The sequence below is a fragment of the Parcubacteria group bacterium genome (assembly GCA_041660065.1).
Taxonomy (GTDB): Bacteria; Patescibacteriota; Minisyncoccia; order Moranbacterales.
On the sequence record JBAZXC010000002.1, the window covers coordinates 192487 to 216967 of the forward strand.

Sequence of the window (24481 nt, forward strand, 5' to 3'; positions counted from 1 at the left end):
AAAATTTATTTATTAACTTCTCCATATAATATTTCTTTGGATCTTTCTTCTGTTTTTAAAAACTCATCACCCAACTTTTTTAATTCATTATTTGTTACATTGCCAAAAAGTTTTTCTATCAAACGCTGCCCACTCTCCGGGAGTCTTTCTTGCGCTTTTTTCATGAGTTCCTCCCCATCGATATCTTTTTCTAAAGATAAAATGTTATTCACCCACCGTGCCGCACCTGCTTGGCGGATTATTGTTTGTAAATCCGGCAAGTCATATTCTCTGAGCTTTGCATTTTTTACCGCAGAAAAAACCTCTGCACTCCTTTTTGAAAAATCCCCTTGCATCCCATGAGCATCTTGTTCACTTGGCAAACTCAAATATCGCTTATGAGATCCCTTAAATAAAGAATCATCCCTGCACATCGAACGTCTTTTTTGCAACGTGAACCATGCAATATCATTTGCGATCTTTTCCTTTATCTCCTCGCTTTCCATATCTCTGACAGTGGCACACTGAAAGGCGTGTGCGATCTCATGTGCAATTGCATCTAAAAAATCCTTGAGATTCTCATTATGCTCAAGCTTGCCTCTACCAATACCGATTGTGCCAAGTAAATCGCCAAAGCCTTCATAATAGATTGCGTCAGCGGTAATTGTTCTTCCCGCATCAAATACGGTTATCTTTGGGATCTTATAACTGGCGCATAATTGATTTGCCCATTCCTGGCACATCTCCAACCGCCCACTTGTATCTCTGCCAATCCATTTTTTATTCAGATCCAAAAGACTTTCTTCAATTGCATGTAATGCTTCATTCGTACAAATTTTGTGAATATCCTGCAATTCTTTGCTTGGTGTATACAGTTCATAAATTCTTGATTCTGCTTCAAGCATTTCTTCCGGCATGTGGATACGTGCTCCATTTTTTTCAAAAACATGCCAACGCAAATCACTTATCAAATCTCTCTTCTCTTCGTCAGACAGAGATTTCAGATGCTCCTCAGGAAAGGACAAGATCTCTCTCGCCTTTTCTTGATTTTTTGTATTTATTATTTCTTTCTCATGATCAACAAGGCTTTTCTGGTCATTGCTGTGCAAAGTTTCAAATTCATTCATAAATATCATTAGCTATTGCATCATCGTCAACAATTCTTCCAATCCTGTCGTAAATGTCACAAATCCACTCACTTGATTGATGTGTCCGACGTCATTGAGTACGATCAATTTTCCTCCCAATTTTTCTTCCAAAACCTTCCCCTCTGCAAGCGGTACATAGGGATCATTGTCAGAATTGATAAAGACTTTTTGCATCACAGACCGCGCAACTTTATCATAATCCAAGGGCGAAGTAAAAAAACTCTCCAAATACGGGATACCGATCGAATGTGAAAATCCCGAAACTAAAAGCATACCTCCGATCTTTTCATTTTCTGCCAGAGATTCCACATACCGCATGATCGCCATACACCCCAGACTATGTCCGACCAAAAAAATCTCTTCGTTTGGCGTGCCGATCTTTGTGTGCAAATATTTCACCCACTCATCCATTTGAGGAAAATCTGCGATTGGCATCTGCAATACTTCTGCAGAAATATTTTTCGCGCTGAGCTCGTCTTTCATCCACGGAAGCCAATCTGATTGCGCAGAACCACTCCACCCATGGACAATAAATACCTTTTTCATATATTTTATCAAAAAATGACTTACTGCCTATATTTTACTCCACTCACTGTAAAATCCAAAATTCATATGTGAATTCGCTTTCTTGACAAAATATATTTTTTGATGCTAATATTGACAGTTGTTTTTTACATCAAAAAGAGCTCGTACCTAAAAAATCTGATTTTCCCACAAAGGAGACTCCCCATGGCAAACGAAATTTACAAAGTGGATATTTTTGCAGTTGATCGTGCAATGCTAGGCGACTCAAAAACGATCACGATCCATCGAAACAATGGCATTCCATTGAAAATTCCTCTCTCTCGCATTACATGGTCAATCGTGCCGGATGATATGGGAGAAATCGATTTTTGTATTACCCCAGTCATTGACGATGATCTGCAAATGACCTATGAGATCGCCGGATACAAAAAGTACATGGAGGAATTTGCCGAAGCAATAGGTCTCCGCACCGGCATTTTTAAAAAAGACTAACAGTTACCCACCTCCTGATTCAAAAACTCTGCATTAGCGCACTATTGCAGAGTTTTTATTTTGAAAAATTTAATGCACCACATTTACAACAATTTCCTTCTTGCCCAGACTTTCTCCACATAGATCTTGCGCCACCATACACGTCCGGACAAAAAACCGCCAACTGCGCCCAATAGCAAAAGCACCCAGTAAAAGATTGGACCTATATGATCACCCCCCGGAGAATTCAATTGACTGAACTCGACCAAAGCGCACGCGACAATGCCGACAAGCGCGCCCAAGATCGTGGCCGCAATCAGATACACGATCTTTTTGGTGACTGTTGGTTCTCCCGGGGCAACAAATTGTACGACACGATCTGCAATGATTCTCATATGTTTTTTTATTTTAAATTTATCATCTCTTCGTATACTATCATAGCAAATACTTTCAAAAAGTCCCAGAGTAAAAAATATCCGGCACATGCCTTTTTGCAAAAATATAAAAAGAGCTGGTTAGGCTCTTTTGATTCATATTTTATAACCTTTTTATTGTAGTATTAATTTATAATACCGAAACTTATTGATTGTGAGGATGTTATTATGATCCCGCACATGTCGACCGACATCACTATAAAAAATCACTAAACGTTCGCGATCCTTTTTGACGTACTCGATGATCTTTTCTGTCTCGAAAATTTCATGGATAAAGCCGTTTCCTTTTGCACATTCCAATCGTCGCTTGTATGACTGCGCATTTCTATCTGACAGATCCCCACCATCAACGATATACAGGTCATAACCGGAGAAATTATCTCGGAAATTATCAACGATGTATTCCAGACGATTTTTGGGAAGCCTGTACAAAAATCTGTTTCCCTTTTTGTTCTTCATCTGCACCTGCTGAATGAGGATCCGCCGGTCATTCATGATTGAGAAGCCGATTGTCATAACATGCGTACCTTTATAGTGCACGAGAAAACCAAATATCCCATCCAAGAATGTGCGACTGTGTTTGGAATAACCATATTCATTATAGCCTGTAGTAAAATCAAGTCTTACAGAAAAATCCTTTGGTAGACCACGAAAAACAAATTCCGTCAGATGATCATATGCATCGACCACTTCATTCCAAACATTACGACCACCACCATACAACCACATGGAACTCTGGATCTTCCGCACAAGATTATACCGATCATCACATTTAAAAAGATCCTCGACAGTAGTATGCATGTATCCAGATGAATATTCGATCTTGCACAACTCATCAAATGTAAAATGCTCAAATACCTCAAGCGGTAATTGATAAAAATTGCGCCAGAATTGAAAATCCTCGGGATCGCACAGATGATCAGCGATCAATTCTCGCTTACCTGCCAATTTTTTGGAAATATTGCGCAATGCGTAGATCGGTTCTTTCCACCGCGGACTCACCTTGCGCAAACAACCTTTTACCTGTCCCAATTCAATGCCCACCATGAAAATCACCTCCTTTGTATATTTTGACACATCTCTTTTATTTTTAAATAACAACCGGTCATTCTAAACCATACAAAACAATTTGTCAACGGTCGTTGCGTGCTTTTTTGTATATAGATGTACACGACAGTACAACAGTGATATAATTTCTTGGTTATGAACACAATTCAAGAAAATAAAAATCCCACACAAGAGGACTCAACATTGGAAAGTCTTGCATTCAAAGCCACACGACACATCGGGTCAACGACATCACTGATCATCCACTCGATTTTTTTCGTGGGAATTTTTGCGTTGCAGTGGCTCAATTTTACTTTTGATCAGATCATGCTCATCCTCACAACCGTTGTATCTTTAGAAGCGATCTATCTCGCCATATTCATCCAGATGACCGTCAACCGCCACGCAAGCGAACTCGCTGATATCAGTGAAGATGTGGAGGATATTAGCGAGGATGTGGAAGAGATTTCCAAAGATATTGATGATATCCAGGAAGATGTGGAGGATATTAGCGAGGATGTGGAAGAGATTGGCGAAGAAATGGAAAAGGATGATGAAAAAGATGATGCAAAACACAACAGCAGTCAACAACGGATCAATCACATCGAAAGCATCCTCAAAGAACTCCTCGCCGAGGTTCGTGAGCTAAAGGATAAGAAATAAAATAAAAAACGACGATGCAACTGACACCGTCGTTAAAATTCTTCTGTGGATTATCTTGATTTAGAGATCCGATTTAAACTGCAAGAGCATTTCCAATAAACTGCGCTCTTTTAGGAGAATCTCAATAAAAAAGATCTCCGGTAAAGATGTGTACGGACTTTCTACTCCCACTTCATGAAATATGAATGAGGTATTTGTTGAAAGCAAAGCCTCTTGCACCAGTGTATTTTGCCGGATCTTCTCATGAATGAATGTGACAATGAGCATACGGTGTTCAATTGAGTTATAGATGATCTGCTCATCTCCCCAATAAACAAAACGCTTTTCCCCTTTTTGAATGGAATGCGTGATTTCCCTTCCAGCTCTCAGTGCATCCATCCCATCCATCGCAAATATTTCTTCTCGCTCGGCAATATCCGCAAATTTAATGCCCTGCAATGGACTCTCAACGGATGGAAAAATGTGTGACCCAATTGCAAATGGTGTTGTGGCAGGATTTGACAAGATTTGCCCTCTCCAATCCTCCGAGCGATATCGGATGTTCAAACTGTCCTTGTTTTTTTGAACCATAAGATCACCTATTCCTTGTTTTATGATATATTTTGTTAAAATAACGGTAAAAATCAGCATATAGTATTTTGTATACCATGTCAATCAACACGACCATTGTGATCACAATAGCATGAATTTTAGTCAAAAATTTATCTTTTTTGCACCCCGCGCACAAAGACTTCCGACAGAGCAGAAATTCTCACGAAAAAAGATCACTCTCATTGTGAGGATGACCTTTTCTTTTTTTGAAAACTTTTCTGTGATGACCTATTTTGTGCTGATGCCAAAAAATTTGTACAGCATGCAATAGCCAGTCGCTGCGGTCAGAAGCAACATTACGCCAATAATATACCCGACAACCTGCCCCCAGCCAGCAAATGCGCTGTACGCAAAATACATCACCACCAAACCCGCGATCGCGCGAAAAACACGATCCATTGTGCCCTCGTTGACCTGCATATGATTATAAATTAACAAATTATCTTTGTATTGTAGTACCTCCACAATCCCCCCTTTATTTCACCCATTCGTCATTGCGATGAACAGAGAGAAGACTCTTGCCCTTTTATCTCTTTGACAGACCACATATAAACTGCTATGCTAACGCGTTACCAAAAAAGTCATTTAACAATCACACAAACACATTCCCGTATAGGAGGACTCAGAGATGCCCGCGTACGAACCGACCGGACCGTATATCTTACAGAGCGGTCCAAAAAAAGGCCTGAGCATTGAGCAACTCATGTTCAGTAATTACGAATGGCTCGTCTTCATGAAAAATTTTCTCAATGAAAAAAGCCCCGACGCCAAAAACCAGTTACACAAACACATTGAGTGGGTACTTGGTCAAGGAAGTCGCCGCTCGCCCACGATGATTTGCCCCCAATGTGGCAAAAGACCGGTATCCTATTTTTCCTATCTCGGATCCGAACAATTTGGCTATTCGATGGGCGCTACATACACATGCTGTAATGATGAGGACTGCATACACCGATTGAGTACCCGGGGCATTGAAAAAAAACCGGCTTTTTTATCGATCGACCACTCATCGATCATACATTTCAAATCAAAGCGTGATCAAAAGAAAGTCGTAGACATTCTCAAAAAATGTTATGAGTTGCCCAAACGGCTGACTAAAGAGACATTGTTCGCGTTCTTTAACAAGTAACGCAAAACAAAAAGAGCCTGTATCATTCAGACTCTTTTTTCTTTTTCTCCTATTTATTCATCTCAATCACATCGAAAGCATCCTCAAAGAACTCGTCGTCGAGGTCCGCGAGCTAAAGGATAAGAAATGAAAAAATCGGTCTTTCTCTCCACAAAGAGAAAGACCGATTGCACGTGATTACGTACTGACAATATTTATTGCTTGCACATTTCCCACACATCTGGATATTGTTGCATCGTCTGAGCCGTAGCGAGATTCCACGAATCAGTATTACACTGTATTTCTCGATCATCTTTATGCAAAGATTCGAGATAGTTGCGATACAGCTCATAGAATTGTCGCTCTCGGATCGATCCGGGATTAAACCGATGGACTGCGTCAGGATGACTATTCATCAAACCGGCAAAATTACTCGTGGCGACGTTTATCAATTCCTGTTGCACAATGACTTTGGGATTCTCAGCAATTTTGAGCGCATATTCATACCTTTCCGTCGTCAATGGCATTTTCCCCAGTGTGGAAACCTGCTCATCATACACCGCCTGCTGTGTTGGGATCGTGGTCCAAAATGGAGTAATGTAAAATCCACGAATAGGAAACATCGCCAAGAAAATCAAACCTGCGCCACAAAATACACCACAAAAAGGAACAATGAAACCAATGAACTCAAGGTTGTTTAACTTTCTCACAACAAACATGCAACAAGAAAGAACGGCAAAAAAGTACATCAGCATAAAATATGACGACGGAGAAACACCTGCATACATGGACGGTACATGTCTGACCCTAAAAATACACATGACCGCAATAAGATTAACAATCCAAAGAAGCAGCAGCATAGCACCTATTTTGCTATATAACGGCTTCGCAAGCCTAAAACTCCTTTCCTTCTTATCGAGATATATCCCATCTTTGAGTATAATACTCTTGCACTTTTTACACTTGTCCTCATTCCATTCCAAGTCTATCGACTTGATGTGTTTACCACATCTAGGACAACGGCGAAAATCATGCATTGCCTCAGAATTTCCTTCTGCTTTTACCAAGTATTCTTTGGCAAAGCAACGTCTCCACAGATCAACAACATAGTTTTTCAACGAACTGACAAGCTGTGCCATAATAGCACCTCCTCTGATAGAAAATTACGCTTTTTTAGATCATGCGATTGTCATGCCGGTGTACTTATGCATCGAGATGCAATTCCACTCTGGCGATGTATATCGTCACGTCTTTCGCGTATTTTATCGTTCCGACCTATTCGGACCGACATGAAAGTTTAATACAGAACTGATTGTATGTCAAGGATGGTTTTTTGGGTAATATAAAGCAAATGGATCACTTATTTGAAATGGATCACCGTGATCTCCGGACGTCCTGATGTGCGCATTGCCGGACCCCATGTGCCGACACCCCGCGATGTATAGATCGAGAAATCTCCCTCACGCGTCAGTCCATTCGCATAGCGACCATAGATCGCACGCGTGATCAGTTGAAATGGAAATAATTGCCCGCGGTGCGTGTGCCCCGCCAATTGCACATCAAAACCCAGATCCTTGGCAGTACGTGCACTAGAGGGATCATGATACAGGAGGATGTTTGGTTTGTTGAGGTCGAGATCCTGCATATTGTGGATTGTTTCTGCGATGTCTTTTTTCTCGCCACGCTCGGGATAACTCACGCCGACGATCTGCATTCCATCCACAGATACCACAGCATCATCCAAAGTTTGGATCGCTGTTTGTGCAAGCGTATCGGTCACCATATCCAGACCGAGATATGTCTCATGATTACCCGTAATAAAATATACACCCTGCGGTGCTGTCATATGTCGCAACGGATCGATGAGTTCTGCCAGCGCGCCATCCATCCCGTCAAAGAGATCCCCCGTGATAAACACCACGTCAGGATGTTCCTTATTGACCGCAGTCACTACCTGCGTCAAAAAACGCGCGCCATATGTGTGACCGAGGTGCACATCTGATAATTGCACGACCGTTTTGTCTTTCCATGTCTCAGGCAGATCTTTGACCTCTAGTGTGATGTGTGTGACTGTGGGATGAAATGCGCACCATATACCATACCCGGAGTACACGAGAGCGACAATGAGAAAAGAGGTTGCCACAAATTTTTCATTCATGCCACATGCAAACATGTGACAGATCAGAACAATACCCCACACGATGATACACACTATGATCACATTCCACCCGATGGCAAGCAGTAATCCCGAGATCCCATAAAAAGCTCTCGTAAAAATATTCTCCGCATAGTGCGCGAGGATCGATGCAATGATAAAGCTCACACCACACACAAACAATCCCACCACCAACCACATTTTGTATTGCGGATCACTGATGCTAAAAAATCTGACCAAAGAAATATAAATAAAATAGTTCCCGCCAAAAAGGATCGCGATAAAAATGACCAAAAATATCATGAAGCCCCACACCATATGCATGAATAATTAATCGTTAAACTCATCTCACACAATTGTACGCTATTGGAATCATTTTGACTACGCGTGGTCCGTTATGTTTTTGCTTGCACTGCTGCGACATAATTACAATAATCACAATTTTCCGCTGCCGGAGGAATGTCATCACGCATGAGACACGCGTGCGCATCAGTGATGGTCTGCTCCACCCAGCTCGCATCACCAACATAGGGGATGACTTTGACATCAAATTCCAATTTACTGTCAAAAGCCTCTTTGTCAGTGTCTCCATTACAATAGACAAAATACCCCGTGTTTGAGACGGTAAAACCGTTTTTGCGAAAAAGCCATTGATAGATTTCCATCTGCCGTTTGTAACCGATCTGCCACTCCGCATCCAGACTAACTTCCCCGCTTTTTGACGTTGCCTTATAATCCACGATGATCAATTCTCCTTGCGGATTGACCCACACATCATCCACTCCGCCAGTGACGAGTATATTGGTTTTTTCATGCAGATACTGTATACCCCGTCGCAATGAATCCCGCCACTCATCCATCCGCTTATCATCAAACGGCACAGCATCGATACCATATTCTTGCATCAAGGGATGCGCTGTTTGACCGACTCTATGGATATCAAATTCTTTTTTGAGCAAAGCATCCACTGCCGAGTTGAGATTGAACGGAAATCCCGGCGGACGCCCCACACCGAGCCTCCGGTCCAAATAAAAACATCGTGGACAATTCAAAAACAGATCAATCTTTGACCGCGATAGCTTAAATGCGTTCTCAGATGCAGGATCAAAAATATTGCGCGTTCTTATAGCCTTATAATATTCAGACATATGTTTAATTTTACGATGTAGTTAATTAAGCCGATCCGTAACATAATTATACGACCGTATAATTATGTGACACGGTATTGTTGCCTGTTGTATCAATTGATCAATTCTTTAAAAAATTGAGTTGTGTTTTGTCCCATATTTTTATAATTAAGTTATTTGCAAAGTGGTACATAATCGCACGGCCGTGGGATTATGTTACGGGGTTTTTAGCATTTGCAGTTTGGATAAATTGCAAAATATGTAATGGGATAGGAATGTAATGTTATGCATCTTTACGATCCTTCCAAAATTTATGTTTTTTATTCTGCTCATTGACCAATTTTTTCAGCTTGTTCCAATTTTGTTTTTTATTTCCTTCATCCATCATCTTATTGATATCTTTTCCGTTTAACCCGGCATACAATGCCGCGATCTCATAACGCACACCTTGATTATCATTTGGATTCATTTTTAGCAAAAGTCGATATAATTCAATCGCCTTTTCATTATCTCCTTGATCCCAATAATCATCGCCCATGTATTGTATTGCACGCATGTACGCTCGATTATCCATGTCGCCCCACTCCATGGATTTCGGCCATTTTGGAAATTTTTTGACCGTTTTTCTAAAAGCGATTCTCGTCACTTCTTCACGCCTTTTGTCATCACCAAGCACGCCATACACACTGATCAAACCAATATACGTTTGCACATAATCATCATCCGCAATTAATGCAGATTGCAGTATTTTTAACGCTTTCTTTGCACCTCTCTTACCTTCATCCAAGAGATCCATTGCATCATAATAATTATTATTAAGTTCTTCATAATCTATATTTTTGTTGTTCATATATAGTTTATAAATTATTATCATTTTTCCAACTACACCCATAGTTAGAAAAACCCACTTTTAAAAATGTAACATAATTATACGGCCGTATGATTATGTGACTTTTCTTTTAAAGAAATGTTTTTTAAGTTCTGATGCATTATCGATGGTTGATGCTGTAATTATACGCACATATTTATCTGCATTGTATAGACGAACGAGATCCAATATCGTTTTTTCGCACGGATATGGTGATACAAAGACGCTTTGTTGCAATTGTTTGAATTCCAACACATAAAGATGTTTGCGCAAAATATCACGAAAGACACGATCATCCTCCGGTATATCAAAGATCACAATGCGCCACTTCTTATCCCATTTTTTAGGTTTGACAAATGTTGCAATCGATCCAAATAAGTCCAACTGGTGCGCAATCCTTTTTCCTTGCGCAGTCAAAACCAGCATAAAAGATCCATCTGGCATCTTGCGTTCTTTGATAAGCTTTTCTTGTGAAAGTCGTTTGAGCGATCGCGCAAAACTGCGACGATTAATTTTTTGCCAATCTTTGTGCATAACGGAAAGCGTAGCAAAATACTGACCTGGGGAATGGGATAATCCCAGTGCGACACCGCCAAACAACAAAACGAGAATCTTTTTTTGTAACTTCCCTATTTTATACATAGCGCACTAATGGTAACATAATCCCACGGCCGTGGGAATATGTTACTTTTTTACACGTTTGAAATTTGGAGAATTGTGGTGTATTTCATCCTATATTTTTGCATTGATCATTTATCCCGATAATTTTAACGCAATGAAAGATACCAAACCACATCTATCATTTATTCTTTCAAAAATTGAATTGTTTTTTGCCCCGTGTTTTATTTTTTAATGACTTTAGCTATGTGGTACATAATTATACGGCCGTGGGAATATGTGACCTTTGATGCGTCGATTGATATCATTTGTCAGACCAATCTTCACATACCCCGGCATCGCCTCGTTGATCAAAATATAGATAATTTCATTTATAGTTTATTTTTTAGGTTTTAATAACAATAGTAATTCTTCTGATTTCACTCGTGATGCTTTGATTTTATTATTTTTTAGTTTATTGTTTCCTCCTAGAGTACTAAATTTACCAACAATGACATCATGAGAATGTTGTCTACTGGACTTATCAATGTCAAAATATTTTCTTGATATCTCCTTAACTAGTTCACCAGAAAGTCCATTGCTACATTTTCCTTTTGGAAACGTGAAAATTACTGACACTTTTTTTTGTGCAAGCACACATAAAAGATCATTAAGTGCTTTTTTTGACTGACTTAAATTACTAAAATGTGACTGTGGTCTCTCCGTAATGTCTGGGTAGCGTCCTACGCCGGATACTGGTCCACATGTGCCTCGTGCGATTGTTTCTAATACGTGATAAAACCTACTATAATGCACACCGGAATATGGCGGATCAATAAAGACAAGATCGCCCTCTTTAACTTTTGTTTTGATAAAATGGATTGCATCATCCACATATGTCTTTCCTTTTACTTTTGCGTGTTTTTCAGAAATTTCCTTAAGGGTAGTCTTGCATACATGTATGATATCTCTATGCCATGCGTCATAGAGAAACTTTCCAGCAGTTTCTGTTGGTTGAAAAGGTTGAGCTGTGTGCCCCGGAGCTGCTATCGTTCGACTTACAGCATCAATAAGCGCTGCAAGACATGCTGTTTTTTCTGTACTGTTTTTTGGTAAATATTTTATAAGATAATCAATCGTCAACGCTTGTAATGGACTGAAATAGTGACCGCCATATGCATTCCAGATTGGACCAATACTTGATTTTTTTTCACATAGTTTTCGTGATTTTTGAACTGTTTTTCTAAGTACACTGATTTTACAATCCTGCAACTTCACTGCTTCATTAAAAAATGTGGAGGATTTTATCTTTGCATTTGCTTCTTCAATCCATTTATTTTCCAGTGACACAGGATTTAACTTTTTGTCTCGCTCAATAATAGAACCAGACAAAATCTTACCATACATTTGCAAATCAGAAGCTAAAACAGGCACATTGAAACTTTGTGCAACATGATGCACAACCGATCCAGCACCACAAAAAGGATCCACAAATCTTTTTGCAGTTGGCACGGTTTTTTTTATTAGTTCACCCAATCCATTATTTAGCATGAACCGCTTTGAGCCCATGTATTTCATATTTTTGTTTTTTAACTTCCTATAGTCCAGATTTTTCTTTCAGTTCCCTGTACAGAGCTGATGGACCAGTGCCACCCGGAGCATATCTGTCCCTATTAAAATCATCATCTTGCAAATCTATCCGATTAAATATTTCCAAAAACTCCTCCTTTGTGACAATATCGCCAACTTTATCAAAACTGAGATAGGCATCTTTTAAAAATCGCATCAAGGCAATAAACCCCGTTGATTTGTTTAATATCATATTTTGTTGAACATCGTTCCATGCAGTTGGCCACTTTTGTTGCACTGCAAAAAAATAATTCCACAATATTTGAGCAATATTTGCATCTTCTTCTTCAATAAACATATTTCTCAAAAAAAGTTTTTTTTCATCATCACCATTAACTTTATTTGGTATTGAATCTCTTTTATAAATATCCCTATCTTTCATTGCACAAATATTATTTCCTGAGATATACCGAATCAACGAATCAACAAATGTTGCTTGGGTTATTGTCTCAAATCTATCCGTAGCTACACCAAGGATTTTAATTTTACCAAAAAATGGACTACCCTCCTTCTGATCTAGTGCTCTAGCAATATTATGAGCAGTTTTTTGTGGACTTCTAGTTTTTGTATACTCAAATAAATCTGCAACAAGTGATTTATTTACCTTTGTGTGGCTTTTATTTATTGTAGCAAAGATAATTGCTTGGTCTTCAATATCCATATCAACAAATATCGTCACATTTAGAGTGAAATCTTCATTGTTCAAATCAAGTCCACCCTCTCTCAAACCAGCTAGTCTATGTTGACCATCTAGTATTTTTGCTACATTATTATTTCTGCGAATCATTAACTTTCCACTACTTTCATCATAATTAATGTTGCAAATTGCAGAATCGCCAACATTTTCAAACTGACTAATTTCTACAATGATACCAGTTGGAAATGTTGCATCTACAAGCTGAACATAGCTCGCTATTTCCTTCACTCTATTTTTTGATAATAATCTTTGAATTCCAATATATTTTTCTAGTTCAGTCGAGTTTGTTTCCAAATGTCTTATATCTGCATAAGATATTTCCAGTAAATCTTTATAACCAATTGATGCAACATAAAAAACTCCAACGGGTTGTTTCACCTGAATGCAACTAACTTCAATATAATTTTCATTATTATTTAAAGTATTCATGATAATTGATTCATAATATCTCTTTGACTCTCCTTATTTTCTTGATCAGGATCAAGATTTTGGGATTGACGATAGTGTGCATAATATATCGTACCAAGAGCATAAAGAACAAATATCCCCGATATTAATCCTATATATTGTGTTTTAGTTGGAACAACTGTAGTGGCCATATAGCCTACAGCAGAAAATATAATTACAACCCAGGAAATCATATATAAGATTTCTGACAAATTTACTGGTTTTTTTGAATAACCTCTCATCATGTGAATAGCAGAGCCTAATAATGCTGCGCTATATATAAAAAATTCTCCATTTTTCCAGAGTTGATTTATGCTAAAATTATCATCGGTTATGAGTACGTAAAAAAAAGTGAGCCAAATTGGTAAAAATGAAAAAAATATTGTTACAAAAATGAAAAACACCGACTCCTTATGATCGTCCCAAGCCTGTGTTTCTTTAATTATCTTAAATATATTCATAATAATTAATTTGCTATTGTAGCATTCAATATTCAAATATGCAAATGACGATTAATATTCACTTTATTCACTCCACAATTTAGCGATCACATCTTTTGTTTTTTGTTCGTATATGTCGATGAGTTTTTTTGCTGATTCAACCAAAACACGTTCTGCTTCAATTTTTTCTACAATTAGTTTTTGATTTATTTTTGATGGCAAAGAAATTTTGATGGATCTAATAATTGGCATATTCAAACCACCTCTTTGATTTTCTCCGTTAATGTTTCTTATTTCTTGATATTTTTCTTTCAAAGAATATAATAAAAATTCTGAGATCAATTTATTTTCATCTGGATTTATAGAAACCAACGATTGATTACAAGCAGCTTCAGTTCTAAGAATGGCAATGGTCCCACGTGTCTTTCCTTGACCATTCAATGCTATCAAAACAGAGTTTTTTGGCAATAATCTAGCATTTGAATTATCTAATCCAAGCTGTGTAATCCTACCTTCACAATCATAAATTTCCCCTCTATGGATATCACCAGAAACAAGCCACTTAATATCCCCATTATAATATTCTTTAATTGTGGATCGTGGAGTGCCTCCTGTCATGAGCGTAGAAACATCTCCAATCTTTACCTTTTTCCACTCTGGGTCAATTTCAATTTTTGGCTTCCAATTTTCTGTGATTTGTTTTGCGCCGGTGATGATTTTTTGATAGCCATCCAATTCTGCTACGATTTTTTCTTGGATTTCGAGAGGTGGAAGTGGAATTTTTGTTGATTTTAATTTTCCAAAATGTCTTTTGTACCCGTCAGATTCTATTGGATTTACTATTAAATAATAATACAAAAATTTTGGAAGCAATTTGTCATTTGTCTGCAAAATTTTAATACCATCTGCACCTTGAATAAAATTATTTTCAATATATTTAATTGCGCAGGTATGATCACCAAAAACAATCACTGGGTTTTGTACTGATATTATGGCATCTACATCATCGCTCCAACCAGATATATTATCTTGAGATTGATCAATGACAGGATATCGACCATCACTTTTTATATCTTCTTTTTTTAATTTTTTTGGTGGAACAATCGTAAGTATTAAGTCTTCAATTTTTATCATTGGCCATTTTACATTTGTATAATCTACAGATTCAAAATAGCGATCGCCACTCAAATTATAATCTCCACTCTCCACAATTTTAGATTTTTTAACGGCTGTTGCTATAGATTCCGGATCAAGTCCGGAATGACATGATGAAGGCATCGTTTGATTTTCTTTCCATGCATTTAAAATTTCCACTGCACATGACAAATCATTTTTATCACTTGGTCTGCGCTGTGCGCCGAGATCAAAACCATCATTGGCGATTTTGACAAAAAGAATTTCGTCATTCGTTTCCTTTTTGGTCTTGTCAAAAAAGAGGATTGACGTCTTCACACCTGCATACGGATTAAAAACGCCACTCGGCAAACTTACCACAGCCCAAAGCCCTGCATCTTCTACAAGCTTCTCACGAATCGCTTTATGCGCACGAGCTGCCTGAAAAATCACGCCCTCTGGTACAATCACGCCACATCGCCCACGATCAGTCAGATGACGAATCATATAATTGAGAAAAAGCACTTCAGTCGCTCCTGTGTCCATCTGCAATTCTTCTGCCACTGCCGCACGATCGATCTTGCCCGCGAATGGTGGATTTGCCAATATGATATCCCATTTTGTCGTTTCCCCTTGCGTATCCACAAGTGAATTGCGTCGCTTAATCGTCGCATGTGGCAATTTATGAAAGTATAAATTCATGAGACCGAATTTGATCATATCCGGATCACTGTCAAACCCCGTGAATGCTTGATTTTCCAAAAATTTCTGTTGTTTTCCTGTGAGGATATCCATCGGAAATTTTCCCGCTTTTTTAAAATCATCAGTTGTGTACTTCTGTTTCAAATGATCCAATGCCGCAACAAGAAATCCGCCCGTACCACAGGCCGGATCACAAATACTTTCTTCTGCCTTTGGATCGATGACGTCTACAATAAATTTGATAATATGTCTTGGTGTGCGGAACTGTCCTCCTGTGCCCGCTGATGCGATACTGGAAAGCAAATATTCATAAAGATCGCCAAAAAGATCCGATCGTGTTGTTTTTTCTTCAGATTCTAGATCTGCCATCAATTCTTCGATTTTATGCACGACTGTACGCAGTGCCGGTCTGGCAAAAAGTTTCACATGTGCTTTGTTGTAAAGCATCTTCACTGTTGGATTCGTTGTTTTTTCTGCAATTTTTTCAAAGGCATCTCCCAAGTGTCCGAAAAGAGCATCTGCATTGAGACTGAGAATATTATCCCACTGATAAATTGCCAGCTCCCCACTTAAAACCGGTTTATATTTTTTGTCCAACAGTTTTTGCTCTTGATCATGCTTGTGTAGTTCGCGTAAAAAAATAATATAAATCATGAGTTCAATCACCGCCGTATGATTGGTAAGACCGCCAGCCCAAATGACATCCATAATGCTATTGATCTTGCTACGAAATTCTTGTAATGACATTTTTTATATTTTTAATATTTTACTTGTGGCAATATCTTCCGCCATTTCGATCAGTTCTTCCTCTTTAAATCGTTCTAACCATTCACCCGGTCTATACACGTTAAATGGTGGCTCTGATAAAAATGACACATTTCTCTCCTGTGCAGATCGCACCACTTTCTCACGCAATTCATCGTTGGTCGTCATCTTGGCAAAAATCAGTCGTGACATCAATGTGCGCTCTTGATCCGCACCTGGCTCTATACCGTATTTTTGTACCATATCCTCCATCCATTGATCTCTCTGCGAATCACGCGTTGGAAGCTCTTCCTTGCCCAGTGCACTGAGTACAAAATTACGAATGGATACAATTACACCAAAACCTTCTTGCAATTTATCTTCTGAAAAATATTCTTTTGGTTTGTTAAATACGTGTTCATCCAAAAATAGACTCAACTCTGCCTCACGCTCTTCATCTTCTGCCATCTTGAGAACTTCCCCATTTTCTGCGACAATTTCTTGAATTGCTTTGGTCCATGCGGATTGATACATGTTTTTGTCCACTGCATCACCATCGGGACCAACCGTCATTTTATCCCTGGTAAGCACAGCATCATCATCGTTGCTCACAATTGGTGTAAATGGCGACGGCGTTTCAGTTCCACCATCGCCAATAACTCCCTCACCTCTGCCACCTGTCACCGTAGCCCCCTTTAATATTAATGGGGTTTTGAGTGGCGCTTCCCAATCATATTTTTCTTCAAAGTATTCCACAACACCGCAAAAATCAAAAATCGTAAAAAACTCTTTTTTAAAATCTTTACCATCATGGTGAAACGTGTACAAACGTGTGCCGCGTCCCTTAATTTGCTGATATGAGGTTGTTTCAAAAATCGGTCGTGCAAGTACGATATTGAGAACTTCCGGACAGTCAAAACCTGTGGTGAGCATATCTACTGATACCGCAACACGCATACGTTGATTTTCTGGATCCTTGAATTCTTTGGCGATTTGTTGTGCATTCATCACACTACTCGTAATTGTTTTGGCAAATTGTCCACCATATGCCGGCATCATCTCATTGAGAATTTTTTCCAACTTCAGTGCATGCCGCTGTGATACCGCAAAAATAATCGACTTGCCAATTTCTCCATCAGGTGCTTTATTGGCATTATCGAGAAATTCCTGCATCATCGTGCGGTTCGTTTTTTCCAAATAGACCTTCTTTTCCAAATCTCGAATTGTAAAGGATTCGCCCTTTGCCTCGGATACTTCCAAACCCTCTGGACTAAGTGCCTTTTGCGTAAGCACCGTGTTCATTTTGTGAAATCGTGGACCGACAAGAAATGGCCCCTGTGAATCGCCAATGCCATCTTGAATAGTATAACGATATGTTGCCACACCATCCGCACATCCAAAAAACTTATATGTATCTCTCTGAAGACGTTTTTCAAATGCACGCGGATCATCTATTTGTAATTGTGATTCATCAATATTTTTGAGAAAGTCTTTCGGTGTGGCAGTGAGACCAACTTTTGTCGCTCCGTAAAAACGATCTGTTGCAGCACGTGCTTGTGCAGAATATATACTGCGGTGTGCCTCATCATGAATAATTAAATCAAAATACCCCGGTGAAAAATAATCTTCGCCATTCTTAATCATGCTTTGAATTGTTGCCACCACAACATTTGCGCCAACAATATTATTGCGTGCACTTCCCCAAAATGTGGCAATGGATGATAAATCACCTAAAATTGGTTCGAATGCCCCCTTGGTTTGTGTAGCAAGTGTAATACGGTCTACAAGAAAGAGAACATTTTGCGCCTGGTGTGTTTCTAAAAATTTGCGAATAAGCGCAGCCGCAAGTCCAGTCTTACCCGTCCCCGTTGCCATCTCCAAAAGAAATGCTCTTTTGCCGGCATCATATCCTTCGGCAATTGTATTGATTGCTTCTACTTGATAATGGCGCAATGAAAAATTACTCGGATCAACTCTTTGTAAATAGTCTGGTGTGATCGGATTGCGCGTAAGTGGCACTACATTACCCATCGTATCAGCATTTCTTTTGCGCTCAAGATCCCGTTGTGTATAAAATTCATTTACTTGAATCGCATCTCCTTTGGTAATATCCCAAAAATAAATAACGTGATCATTTGCCAAATAAATATATTGGATTTTTCCTTTATACTGAGCATCCACATAATTTAACGCCTGTTGTTTGGCGCTATACGGATCAATTTCTGGTGCCTTTGCTTCAATAAGCGCTAATGGTTGTCCAGATGAGTTTTTCAAAATATAATCCGATCGTCCTGCAACGCCATGATCTTCAAAAATAACTTGTTGAAAACTTTCAATATCCCATTTGGCATCCCGCAATTTTCTATCAATAACAACACGTGAAAAAGCTTCACTCATAGATATAACATCATAATATAACTCTTTCATTCTACCCCCTATCCCACCAAAAATCAAAAAAATGGCTTTTTTATGGTGTTTTTTTTGGTGTTGCTATTTATTTCATTTTATCATGATGCTCTTTTGATAACATATACCAGATTGCTACACCCAACTCAAAGAGGGCTCGCAATGACAATGGGAGATTGCTACACCCACTCAAGGAGAACTCGCGATTGGCGATGGGAGATCACTTACTAAGAGATACGAGGAGTGGCTATGTGTGTATTGAAATACACTTTTTACATGGCACATTTCACACATATTGAGATTTTTGCTATGATATCTATAAATAATTGCACCATCACCATTAGATCATCATACTATTGAGGAGGATTTCATGGCTGGACACGGAACCAACAAAACAGGCAACAAAAAAAGCAATGGACGGCGAGCCGGAATCAAGACAAAAGGTCGTGCCAAACAAATGCCACCCACAATCGCTGCCAAAAGAGAGCAGGAGAAGCGTGAAAGAAGCAGAAATAACCGCTATTAGTCGTTAAAACGACCAACAACTCCCCATGGAGACAGTGTGCAACATCACCTGTCTCCCTTTTTTAATGTGTTGCATTTTTATCAATTTTGTGTTAGGATGGCACGTCGTGTACATTTAACAATTTCCTAAACAAACCCTACATCACGGAGGAATACCTATGCAGAGCATCACATCACGTGACATTATCAGCACAAAGTACACCATCATAGATGGCAAATCAGTCATCCTCATCTTGCTTGTGAAGTTGCCCCTGGTCAGACTACCTCTTGAACGAACTACATGGCTTGTTGACAAATCTGCACCGACCAATAGCGTTGAAATCTCAGAAGAGCCCAATCAAGGAACCGCAGAATGTGATTTTACCATTGTAGGTGACACGATGGAAACATTGCGCGCATTTGGACATCAGATTCTCACCGACTCATTTAATGAAATATTGTGGAGATAACCTGGACTCTCCCCTATCGCCACAACCGACGACATGTCTATACATGTTGTCGGTTTTTATTTTTTATTAATTTATGTTAATTGTCTTTTTTTAATAATGTATCACTGTACGCCCCCCCTTGCATGCTCATGATAACAATTATTATTACTCCTTGACTAATTTTTGAATATAAAAAAGCGTGACCCTCATTAAGTCACGCCTACTTTGATATTTGCAGAGATTTCTGCTCAACTTTTTTTACTTGCCGCTTCCAATAATGCACCTACCAGGATCGCAGCACCGACACCAACTGCCACTTTTGCTACTTTACCCATAGGCTTTTTTGGAGCATCTTGCGGATAATCTTGCGGTTCCACATCATATGCTAGGCCAGCAGTAAAAAAACCTTCTTTTCTTTTTTTTGTTCGACCGCACCTAGGGCATTGATGATATGTGAACCCATCAGTATCGCCACATGTTCGCTCCATGTCAACAGGGATTCTTATAATCCGTGTTCTCCCATATCCAATCTCTTCCTCCGACTCATCAAAACAACTTTTACATTTCATAATATCACCCTCCTCCAAGTTTTGCGCTTACCTCCTAATTGCCTCTTCGACAAAGAACTTCTAATTTCATTATCAATACCATATTACAAATATGCTAATTTGTCAAGGTTCATCAATATTTTTATTCTTCTTTCACACGGTTTTGTTTCACTATAAAATGATCTTCGGGATATGTCATTTTTTGTTCCTCTGCAAGTTTTCGCAAATATCCCTTCCCCATCGTTTTCTCAATCAGTCGTGCAAGTGGCAAAAGATGTCCTGTGAAATGTGCTTTTGCAAAAACAGCAAAGACATCTTCGCGCGATGCGAATTGTTCAGAACTTTTTTCATAGATTTGGTCAATAAGCTTATTGAGAAATTGTCGCTCTTCGAGATATACATCAGCTGTCCCCCATTTGGACATTCCTTCATAGCCCCTCTTATGCAGTTCTCTCACAAATGTGCCTGAAATACGCTCCGTTTCATCAAATCCAGGATAAGTTTCATCACGAAAATTCATTCCGGCCTCAAGAGCAGGTATGTCCGCAAAATTCTCCACTGCAAATCGTCTTGCCAATTCCTCTGTGACAGCCTCATTCAACATTTCAAAATACCCATAGCCACCTTCTTTATCTTGCATACCAAAGATTCTCATGCCGTCTCTTCGTCTATGATAGTGCAATTTGCTCTTTTCATCATCTTGCCATTGTGCATGTACTGTTTGATATTCTTGCAAGTGAATCAATTCATGTGAAAGGACTTTTGCAAATTTTACAAGATCATCATGACGAAATAGATTTATCAAGGCACCTTGAATCTCCATTATATAAAGTCCATCACACATTGAGCCATCTTCATCGCGAAATCTTGACCAATTAGATTTTGATAACTTTTTTTGATCTATAATATGGATATGATCAGCGGTGATTTTAGTATATATTCCACCATAGCGTTCCACAAAGTCTTTCATTTTTTCATTGACAGCATCAATAATCTCAGATTCATCGTCTGTTTTCTCTCTTTCAAAGCCATAAAATTCTTGATTTTCAAATAGATCCGCAAAGAATTCCAATGCTTTTTCTTCATCTTCTTTATTTTTCATCAATGCGCGTGAAATAGTTGTTTTTCTTTCCGGCGTATTTTCCGCGGGAGCTTGTGCAACGGGTTGTTCAAATGGATTTTTCATATGTGGGCATTTTTTTATCTTTGAATCAGTATTCCGATACTATATCTTTCCCTGATATTCTATTAATTATTTTTTTTATATCAATTTTTCCTTCTTCTTTTTCCTCTGTTATATCATTTTCCATTCAATAATAACAATATCAGTCCGATCATGCGATCTTTGTCGCGTGGTTTTGATTCTGCCACAAGCAGTGTGATCGTGGTAAGTGATTCCGGCGTGATCTTTTTTTGGAAATCAATACCCGTTTTGTGCAAAAACCACACAAATGCAAATGCGCCCGTACGCTTATTGCCATCGTTAAACGGGTGATTTTTCACGACAAAATATAGTAGATGTGCAGCTTTTTCTTCAATACTCGGATACATATCAGCGCCAAACGCTGATTGCAAAACGTTACCCAATATACCTTCAAGATTTTTTTCTTGTTTTTCTTGTGCAAACAGATCCGATGCTTGTTTTTTGGCAATCAAATCTTTCTTTAAATCACCTACAGCACTGTACAAATCACTCGCACGCAGTGATACATCTTTTTTTGTTACACCCTTGTGTGGCAACCGATCTTCATCATAGGCTTCCAATGAAAACCATGTACCGGCAAATGTTTTGATCAGTTCCAAAATATCATCTGTTTTGATCGTATGATCTTTTGGTAGCAGCTTTTGTACGTGTTCTACCGCTGTGAGAAAATTGTCATAATTTTTGCCAATCCGTTGCGGATTGATGAGATATCCTTTTGTGATATATTGTCCGAGAATTTTATTAGCCCAACGTCTAAACTCAATTGCGCGAACAGAATTTGTTCTATATCCAACCGCTAAAATAATATCCAAGTTATAGAAATTCACTGTCCTAGTTTGCATTTTCCCCTCTATCGCTCCGTGTTTTGTGGTATGTGCAAAATTTGCACATACCACTTTCTGATCAAGTTCTTTATCAGAAAAGATGTTTTTAATATGTTTGACAATCACAGTTCTATCAACATCAAAAATCTCGGCAATTTGTTTTTGTGTTGCCCAAATTGTTTCATTATCAAAATCCTCACGAAGTTCTATTGCTCCGTTTTTTGCTTGATAAATTGCCAATTGTTTCTTGTTTGCCATGGATATATTTTGTTTTAAATTAGCACATTCATTCTACCCTTTTTCCCTATTCCCTGCCAATGTGATGCAATTTTTAAACTCTTCAGAATTCCCGAATGGTTGGGGATGTTTAAAATCCCTCTTTAATTCCTACCTACCGGCAGGCAGGCCCCCTTTACAAAAAGGAGATATGCAAAATTTTTTTGTGTGATAACAAATTTACAGCCAAGCACAGGTAATAAAAATGGGCATCAGTGATTTACACCAATGCCCTTTGCAAATTTACCAAGGGTTCTTCCCTCTTTTTTACAGATTTAACGGATCAATTTCGTCATGATTATCCAAAACGATCATCCCCTCCACGGTAATGTATCGTATGGGAATTTTGACTCCAGGTGGCAACACAAGTCCATTCGTCTTGCTAATATCTTTTTTTTACAATGATATCGAGTCGCTTGGCTCTCGTCTCTTTCCTTTGGCGATCCCTCCCCACTTCCACTACGCGATCATAGTGAATTTGTTGACGGTATTGAATCGCTTGTGATCTCATCTTATCCCTATTTTGGCACCCTCTTTTCATCTTGTCCCCCATATTTTTGTTGAATTTGATCAAACTGGAGACTCATCTTATCCGCTTGTGTATTTATCTAAAGAACTTCGTTTTGTAATCGACTATAAAAAAGAGTACACGGCGAGCCGGCTCATGTCAATTTTTTTGCACATTTCACACGCATTGCGTTTTTTGCTATGATAGCAATAAATGGATTTTACCGAACCATAAACCATCCCAATGACAAGGAGGATCTCATGGCTGGACACGGAACTAACAAAACAGGCAACAAAAAAAGTAATGGACGGCGAGCCGGAATCAAAACAAAAGGTCGTACCAAACCAGTGCCCCCCAATATCGTTGCAAAAAGAGAACAAAAAAAGCGCGAAAAGGGTCGACCTACCCGCTATTAGTCGCTCAAACGACCAATAGCTCTCTACGGAGACAGGATGCAACATCACCTGTCTCTATTTTTTTGGCGTTGTGTATTTTTCAATTGTGATATACAATGACTCATCGCGTTATTTAACAGTTTTTTTTGGAAAAACCCCTACATTTCGGAGGAGTATTTCATGATAAAAATCACTACGGACGATATCATCAACACAAAGTGCATCATCACGGGTGACAAAGTAACCGTCCTCATCATCCACCTGAAAGGTAAGGTGCTAAAAATTCCCCTTGATAATACCATGTGGATCACTACAAATAAAATGCCGGAAAATACAGTTTTGATCGCGTCAAAAGAACCCAACGATGAATCTGCTGAACGCACTTTCATCATTGCGAGCTCTTCGGTCGAATACTTGCACGAATTTGCACGTCAAATTCTTACTGACACATTTGATCCAAACGAATTCTAAATGCCCCGATACAACCGACACATGTCTACACATGTCGTCGGTTTTTTTATCTTTTTGATTCGCGTTGATTACCTTGGAATCACTTACGTTATCTACTCAAAGATCAATTCCGCGATCTTCCCTCTAATAAGTTCTTTGAAAAACTGTATTGTGCTCTGCCCCATATTTTTATTTTTAAATTATTTACAACGTGTAACATAATTATACGGCCGTGGGATTATGTTACGCGGTATTTTTAACGTTGCATTCATAATTATAATATTTTTTTCATTAAAATTTCATGTAAGTAATTGATTGCTTAATTAAAGGTACCTGACCCCATTTATCAAATGTGTTTAGACATTACCAAAAAATATTGACTTTTTACTGTATTTATATTATTATTTCCTGTCAGATCTTTGACAAGTAAAT

Annotated in this window: 27 protein-coding genes; 7 read left to right on the forward strand and 20 right to left on the reverse strand. The window is 38.7% G+C overall.

Annotated elements, in window-relative coordinates:
- Positions 1-5: 5 nt before the first annotated feature.
- Together WC819_03430 and WC819_03435 are read right to left on the reverse strand one after the other, a co-directional pair.
- The gene (locus tag WC819_03430) at positions 6-1106 is read right to left on the reverse strand and encodes a hypothetical protein (GenBank protein MFA5986372.1); all 1101 of its coding nucleotides are present in this window, start codon (positions 1104-1106) and stop codon (positions 6-8) included.
- 12 nt (positions 1107-1118) lie between these two features.
- A complete protein-coding gene (locus tag WC819_03435) occupies positions 1119-1673 on the reverse strand; it encodes a DUF1749 domain-containing protein (protein ID MFA5986373.1) in 555 nt (184 codons plus the stop codon).
- Between the two features lie 183 nt (positions 1674-1856).
- Here WC819_03435 and WC819_03440 point away from each other — a divergent pair, with 183 nt between their 5' ends.
- Positions 1857-2144, forward strand: a complete 288-nt coding sequence (locus tag WC819_03440) for a hypothetical protein (protein MFA5986374.1) — start codon at positions 1857-1859, stop codon at positions 2142-2144.
- A gap of 83 nt (positions 2145-2227) precedes the next feature.
- On the opposite strand, the gene WC819_03445 is transcribed toward WC819_03440, so the two are convergent.
- Together WC819_03445 and WC819_03450 are read right to left on the reverse strand one after the other, a co-directional pair.
- Positions 2228-2518: a hypothetical protein gene (locus tag WC819_03445; GenBank protein ID MFA5986375.1), complete on the reverse strand. Its 291-nt coding sequence runs from the start codon at positions 2516-2518 to the stop codon at positions 2228-2230.
- A gap of 153 nt (positions 2519-2671) precedes the next feature.
- Positions 2672-3604: a hypothetical protein gene (locus WC819_03450; protein ID MFA5986376.1), complete on the reverse strand. Its 933-nt coding sequence runs from the start codon at positions 3602-3604 to the stop codon at positions 2672-2674.
- Positions 3605-3760: 156 nt separating this feature from the next.
- On the opposite strand from WC819_03450, the gene WC819_03455 reads away from it, so the two are divergent.
- Positions 3761-4267, forward strand: a complete 507-nt coding sequence (locus WC819_03455) for a hypothetical protein (GenBank protein MFA5986377.1) — start codon at positions 3761-3763, stop codon at positions 4265-4267.
- Positions 4268-4327: 60 nt separating this feature from the next.
- Here the strand turns inward: WC819_03455 and WC819_03460 are convergent, their stop codons facing one another.
- Entirely contained in the window at positions 4328-4837 is a 510-nt protein-coding gene (locus WC819_03460) for a hypothetical protein (GenBank protein ID MFA5986378.1), read from the reverse strand.
- Between the two features lie 249 nt (positions 4838-5086).
- Positions 5087-5278: a DUF2892 domain-containing protein gene (locus WC819_03465; GenBank protein MFA5986379.1), complete on the reverse strand. Its 192-nt coding sequence runs from the start codon at positions 5276-5278 to the stop codon at positions 5087-5089.
- 208 nt (positions 5279-5486) lie between these two features.
- On the opposite strand from WC819_03465, the gene WC819_03470 reads away from it, so the two are divergent.
- The gene (locus WC819_03470; protein ID MFA5986380.1) at positions 5487-5987 is read left to right on the forward strand and encodes a hypothetical protein; all 501 of its coding nucleotides are present in this window, start codon (positions 5487-5489) and stop codon (positions 5985-5987) included.
- Between the two features lie 194 nt (positions 5988-6181).
- Here the strand turns inward: WC819_03470 and WC819_03475 are convergent, their stop codons facing one another.
- From WC819_03475 to WC819_03525, 11 genes are all read right to left on the reverse strand, one after another.
- Positions 6182-7105, reverse strand: a complete 924-nt coding sequence (locus WC819_03475) for a hypothetical protein (GenBank protein ID MFA5986381.1) — start codon at positions 7103-7105, stop codon at positions 6182-6184.
- Between the two features lie 221 nt (positions 7106-7326).
- Entirely contained in the window at positions 7327-8424 is a 1098-nt protein-coding gene (locus WC819_03480; protein ID MFA5986382.1) for a metallophosphoesterase, read from the reverse strand.
- A gap of 92 nt (positions 8425-8516) precedes the next feature.
- Positions 8517-9269, reverse strand: coding sequence for a PD-(D/E)XK nuclease family protein (locus WC819_03485; GenBank protein ID MFA5986383.1), 753 nt, complete (start codon positions 9267-9269; stop codon positions 8517-8519).
- Positions 9270-9531: 262 nt separating this feature from the next.
- The gene (locus WC819_03490) at positions 9532-10098 is read right to left on the reverse strand and encodes a hypothetical protein (protein ID MFA5986384.1); all 567 of its coding nucleotides are present in this window, start codon (positions 10096-10098) and stop codon (positions 9532-9534) included.
- Between the two features lie 93 nt (positions 10099-10191).
- The gene (locus WC819_03495) at positions 10192-10758 is read right to left on the reverse strand and encodes a hypothetical protein (GenBank protein MFA5986385.1); all 567 of its coding nucleotides are present in this window, start codon (positions 10756-10758) and stop codon (positions 10192-10194) included.
- A gap of 216 nt (positions 10759-10974) precedes the next feature.
- Positions 10975-11088: a hypothetical protein gene (locus tag WC819_03500; GenBank protein ID MFA5986386.1), complete on the reverse strand. Its 114-nt coding sequence runs from the start codon at positions 11086-11088 to the stop codon at positions 10975-10977.
- Positions 11089-11112: 24 nt separating this feature from the next.
- Positions 11113-12291, reverse strand: a complete 1179-nt coding sequence (locus tag WC819_03505) for a DNA adenine methylase (GenBank protein ID MFA5986387.1) — start codon at positions 12289-12291, stop codon at positions 11113-11115.
- A 19-nt stretch (positions 12292-12310) separates the two neighbouring features.
- A complete protein-coding gene (locus WC819_03510; protein ID MFA5986388.1) occupies positions 12311-13468 on the reverse strand; it encodes a DGQHR domain-containing protein in 1158 nt (385 codons plus the stop codon).
- On the reverse strand, positions 13465-13947 hold the full coding sequence (locus WC819_03515) for a hypothetical protein (GenBank protein ID MFA5986389.1): 483 nt from the start codon (positions 13945-13947) through the stop codon (positions 13465-13467). The genes WC819_03510 and WC819_03515 overlap by 4 nt, the downstream gene beginning before the upstream one ends.
- A 63-nt stretch (positions 13948-14010) precedes the next feature.
- Entirely contained in the window at positions 14011-16488 is a 2478-nt protein-coding gene (locus tag WC819_03520) for an N-6 DNA methylase (GenBank protein ID MFA5986390.1), read from the reverse strand.
- A gap of 3 nt (positions 16489-16491) precedes the next feature.
- A complete protein-coding gene (locus tag WC819_03525) occupies positions 16492-18882 on the reverse strand; it encodes a DEAD/DEAH box helicase family protein (GenBank protein MFA5986391.1) in 2391 nt (796 codons plus the stop codon).
- Positions 18883-19261: 379 nt separating this feature from the next.
- On the opposite strand from WC819_03525, the gene WC819_03530 reads away from it, so the two are divergent.
- Positions 19262-19417 (forward strand): hypothetical protein, encoded by a 156-nt coding sequence (locus tag WC819_03530; GenBank protein ID MFA5986392.1) that lies wholly within the window; start codon positions 19262-19264, stop codon positions 19415-19417.
- 157 nt (positions 19418-19574) lie between these two features.
- A complete protein-coding gene (locus WC819_03535; GenBank protein ID MFA5986393.1) occupies positions 19575-19865 on the forward strand; it encodes a hypothetical protein in 291 nt (96 codons plus the stop codon).
- A gap of 227 nt (positions 19866-20092) precedes the next feature.
- On the opposite strand, the gene WC819_03540 is transcribed toward WC819_03535, so the two are convergent.
- The 3 genes from WC819_03540 to rhuM form a co-directional block, all read right to left on the reverse strand.
- Positions 20093-20413 (reverse strand): hypothetical protein, encoded by a 321-nt coding sequence (locus tag WC819_03540; protein ID MFA5986394.1) that lies wholly within the window; start codon positions 20411-20413, stop codon positions 20093-20095.
- A 121-nt stretch (positions 20414-20534) separates the two neighbouring features.
- Complete coding sequence (locus WC819_03545) at positions 20535-21578, reverse strand: hypothetical protein (protein ID MFA5986395.1); 1044 nt, start codon at positions 21576-21578, stop codon at positions 20535-20537.
- Positions 21579-21691: 113 nt separating this feature from the next.
- Positions 21692-22678, reverse strand: coding sequence for a RhuM family protein (gene rhuM / locus WC819_03550; GenBank protein ID MFA5986396.1), 987 nt, complete (start codon positions 22676-22678; stop codon positions 21692-21694).
- A gap of 786 nt (positions 22679-23464) precedes the next feature.
- Between rhuM and WC819_03555 the strand changes: the two genes are divergently transcribed.
- Positions 23465-23620 (forward strand): hypothetical protein, encoded by a 156-nt coding sequence (locus tag WC819_03555; protein MFA5986397.1) that lies wholly within the window; start codon positions 23465-23467, stop codon positions 23618-23620.
- Between the two features lie 159 nt (positions 23621-23779).
- A complete protein-coding gene (locus tag WC819_03560) occupies positions 23780-24070 on the forward strand; it encodes a hypothetical protein (GenBank protein MFA5986398.1) in 291 nt (96 codons plus the stop codon).
- Positions 24071-24481: the final 411 nt, after the last annotated feature.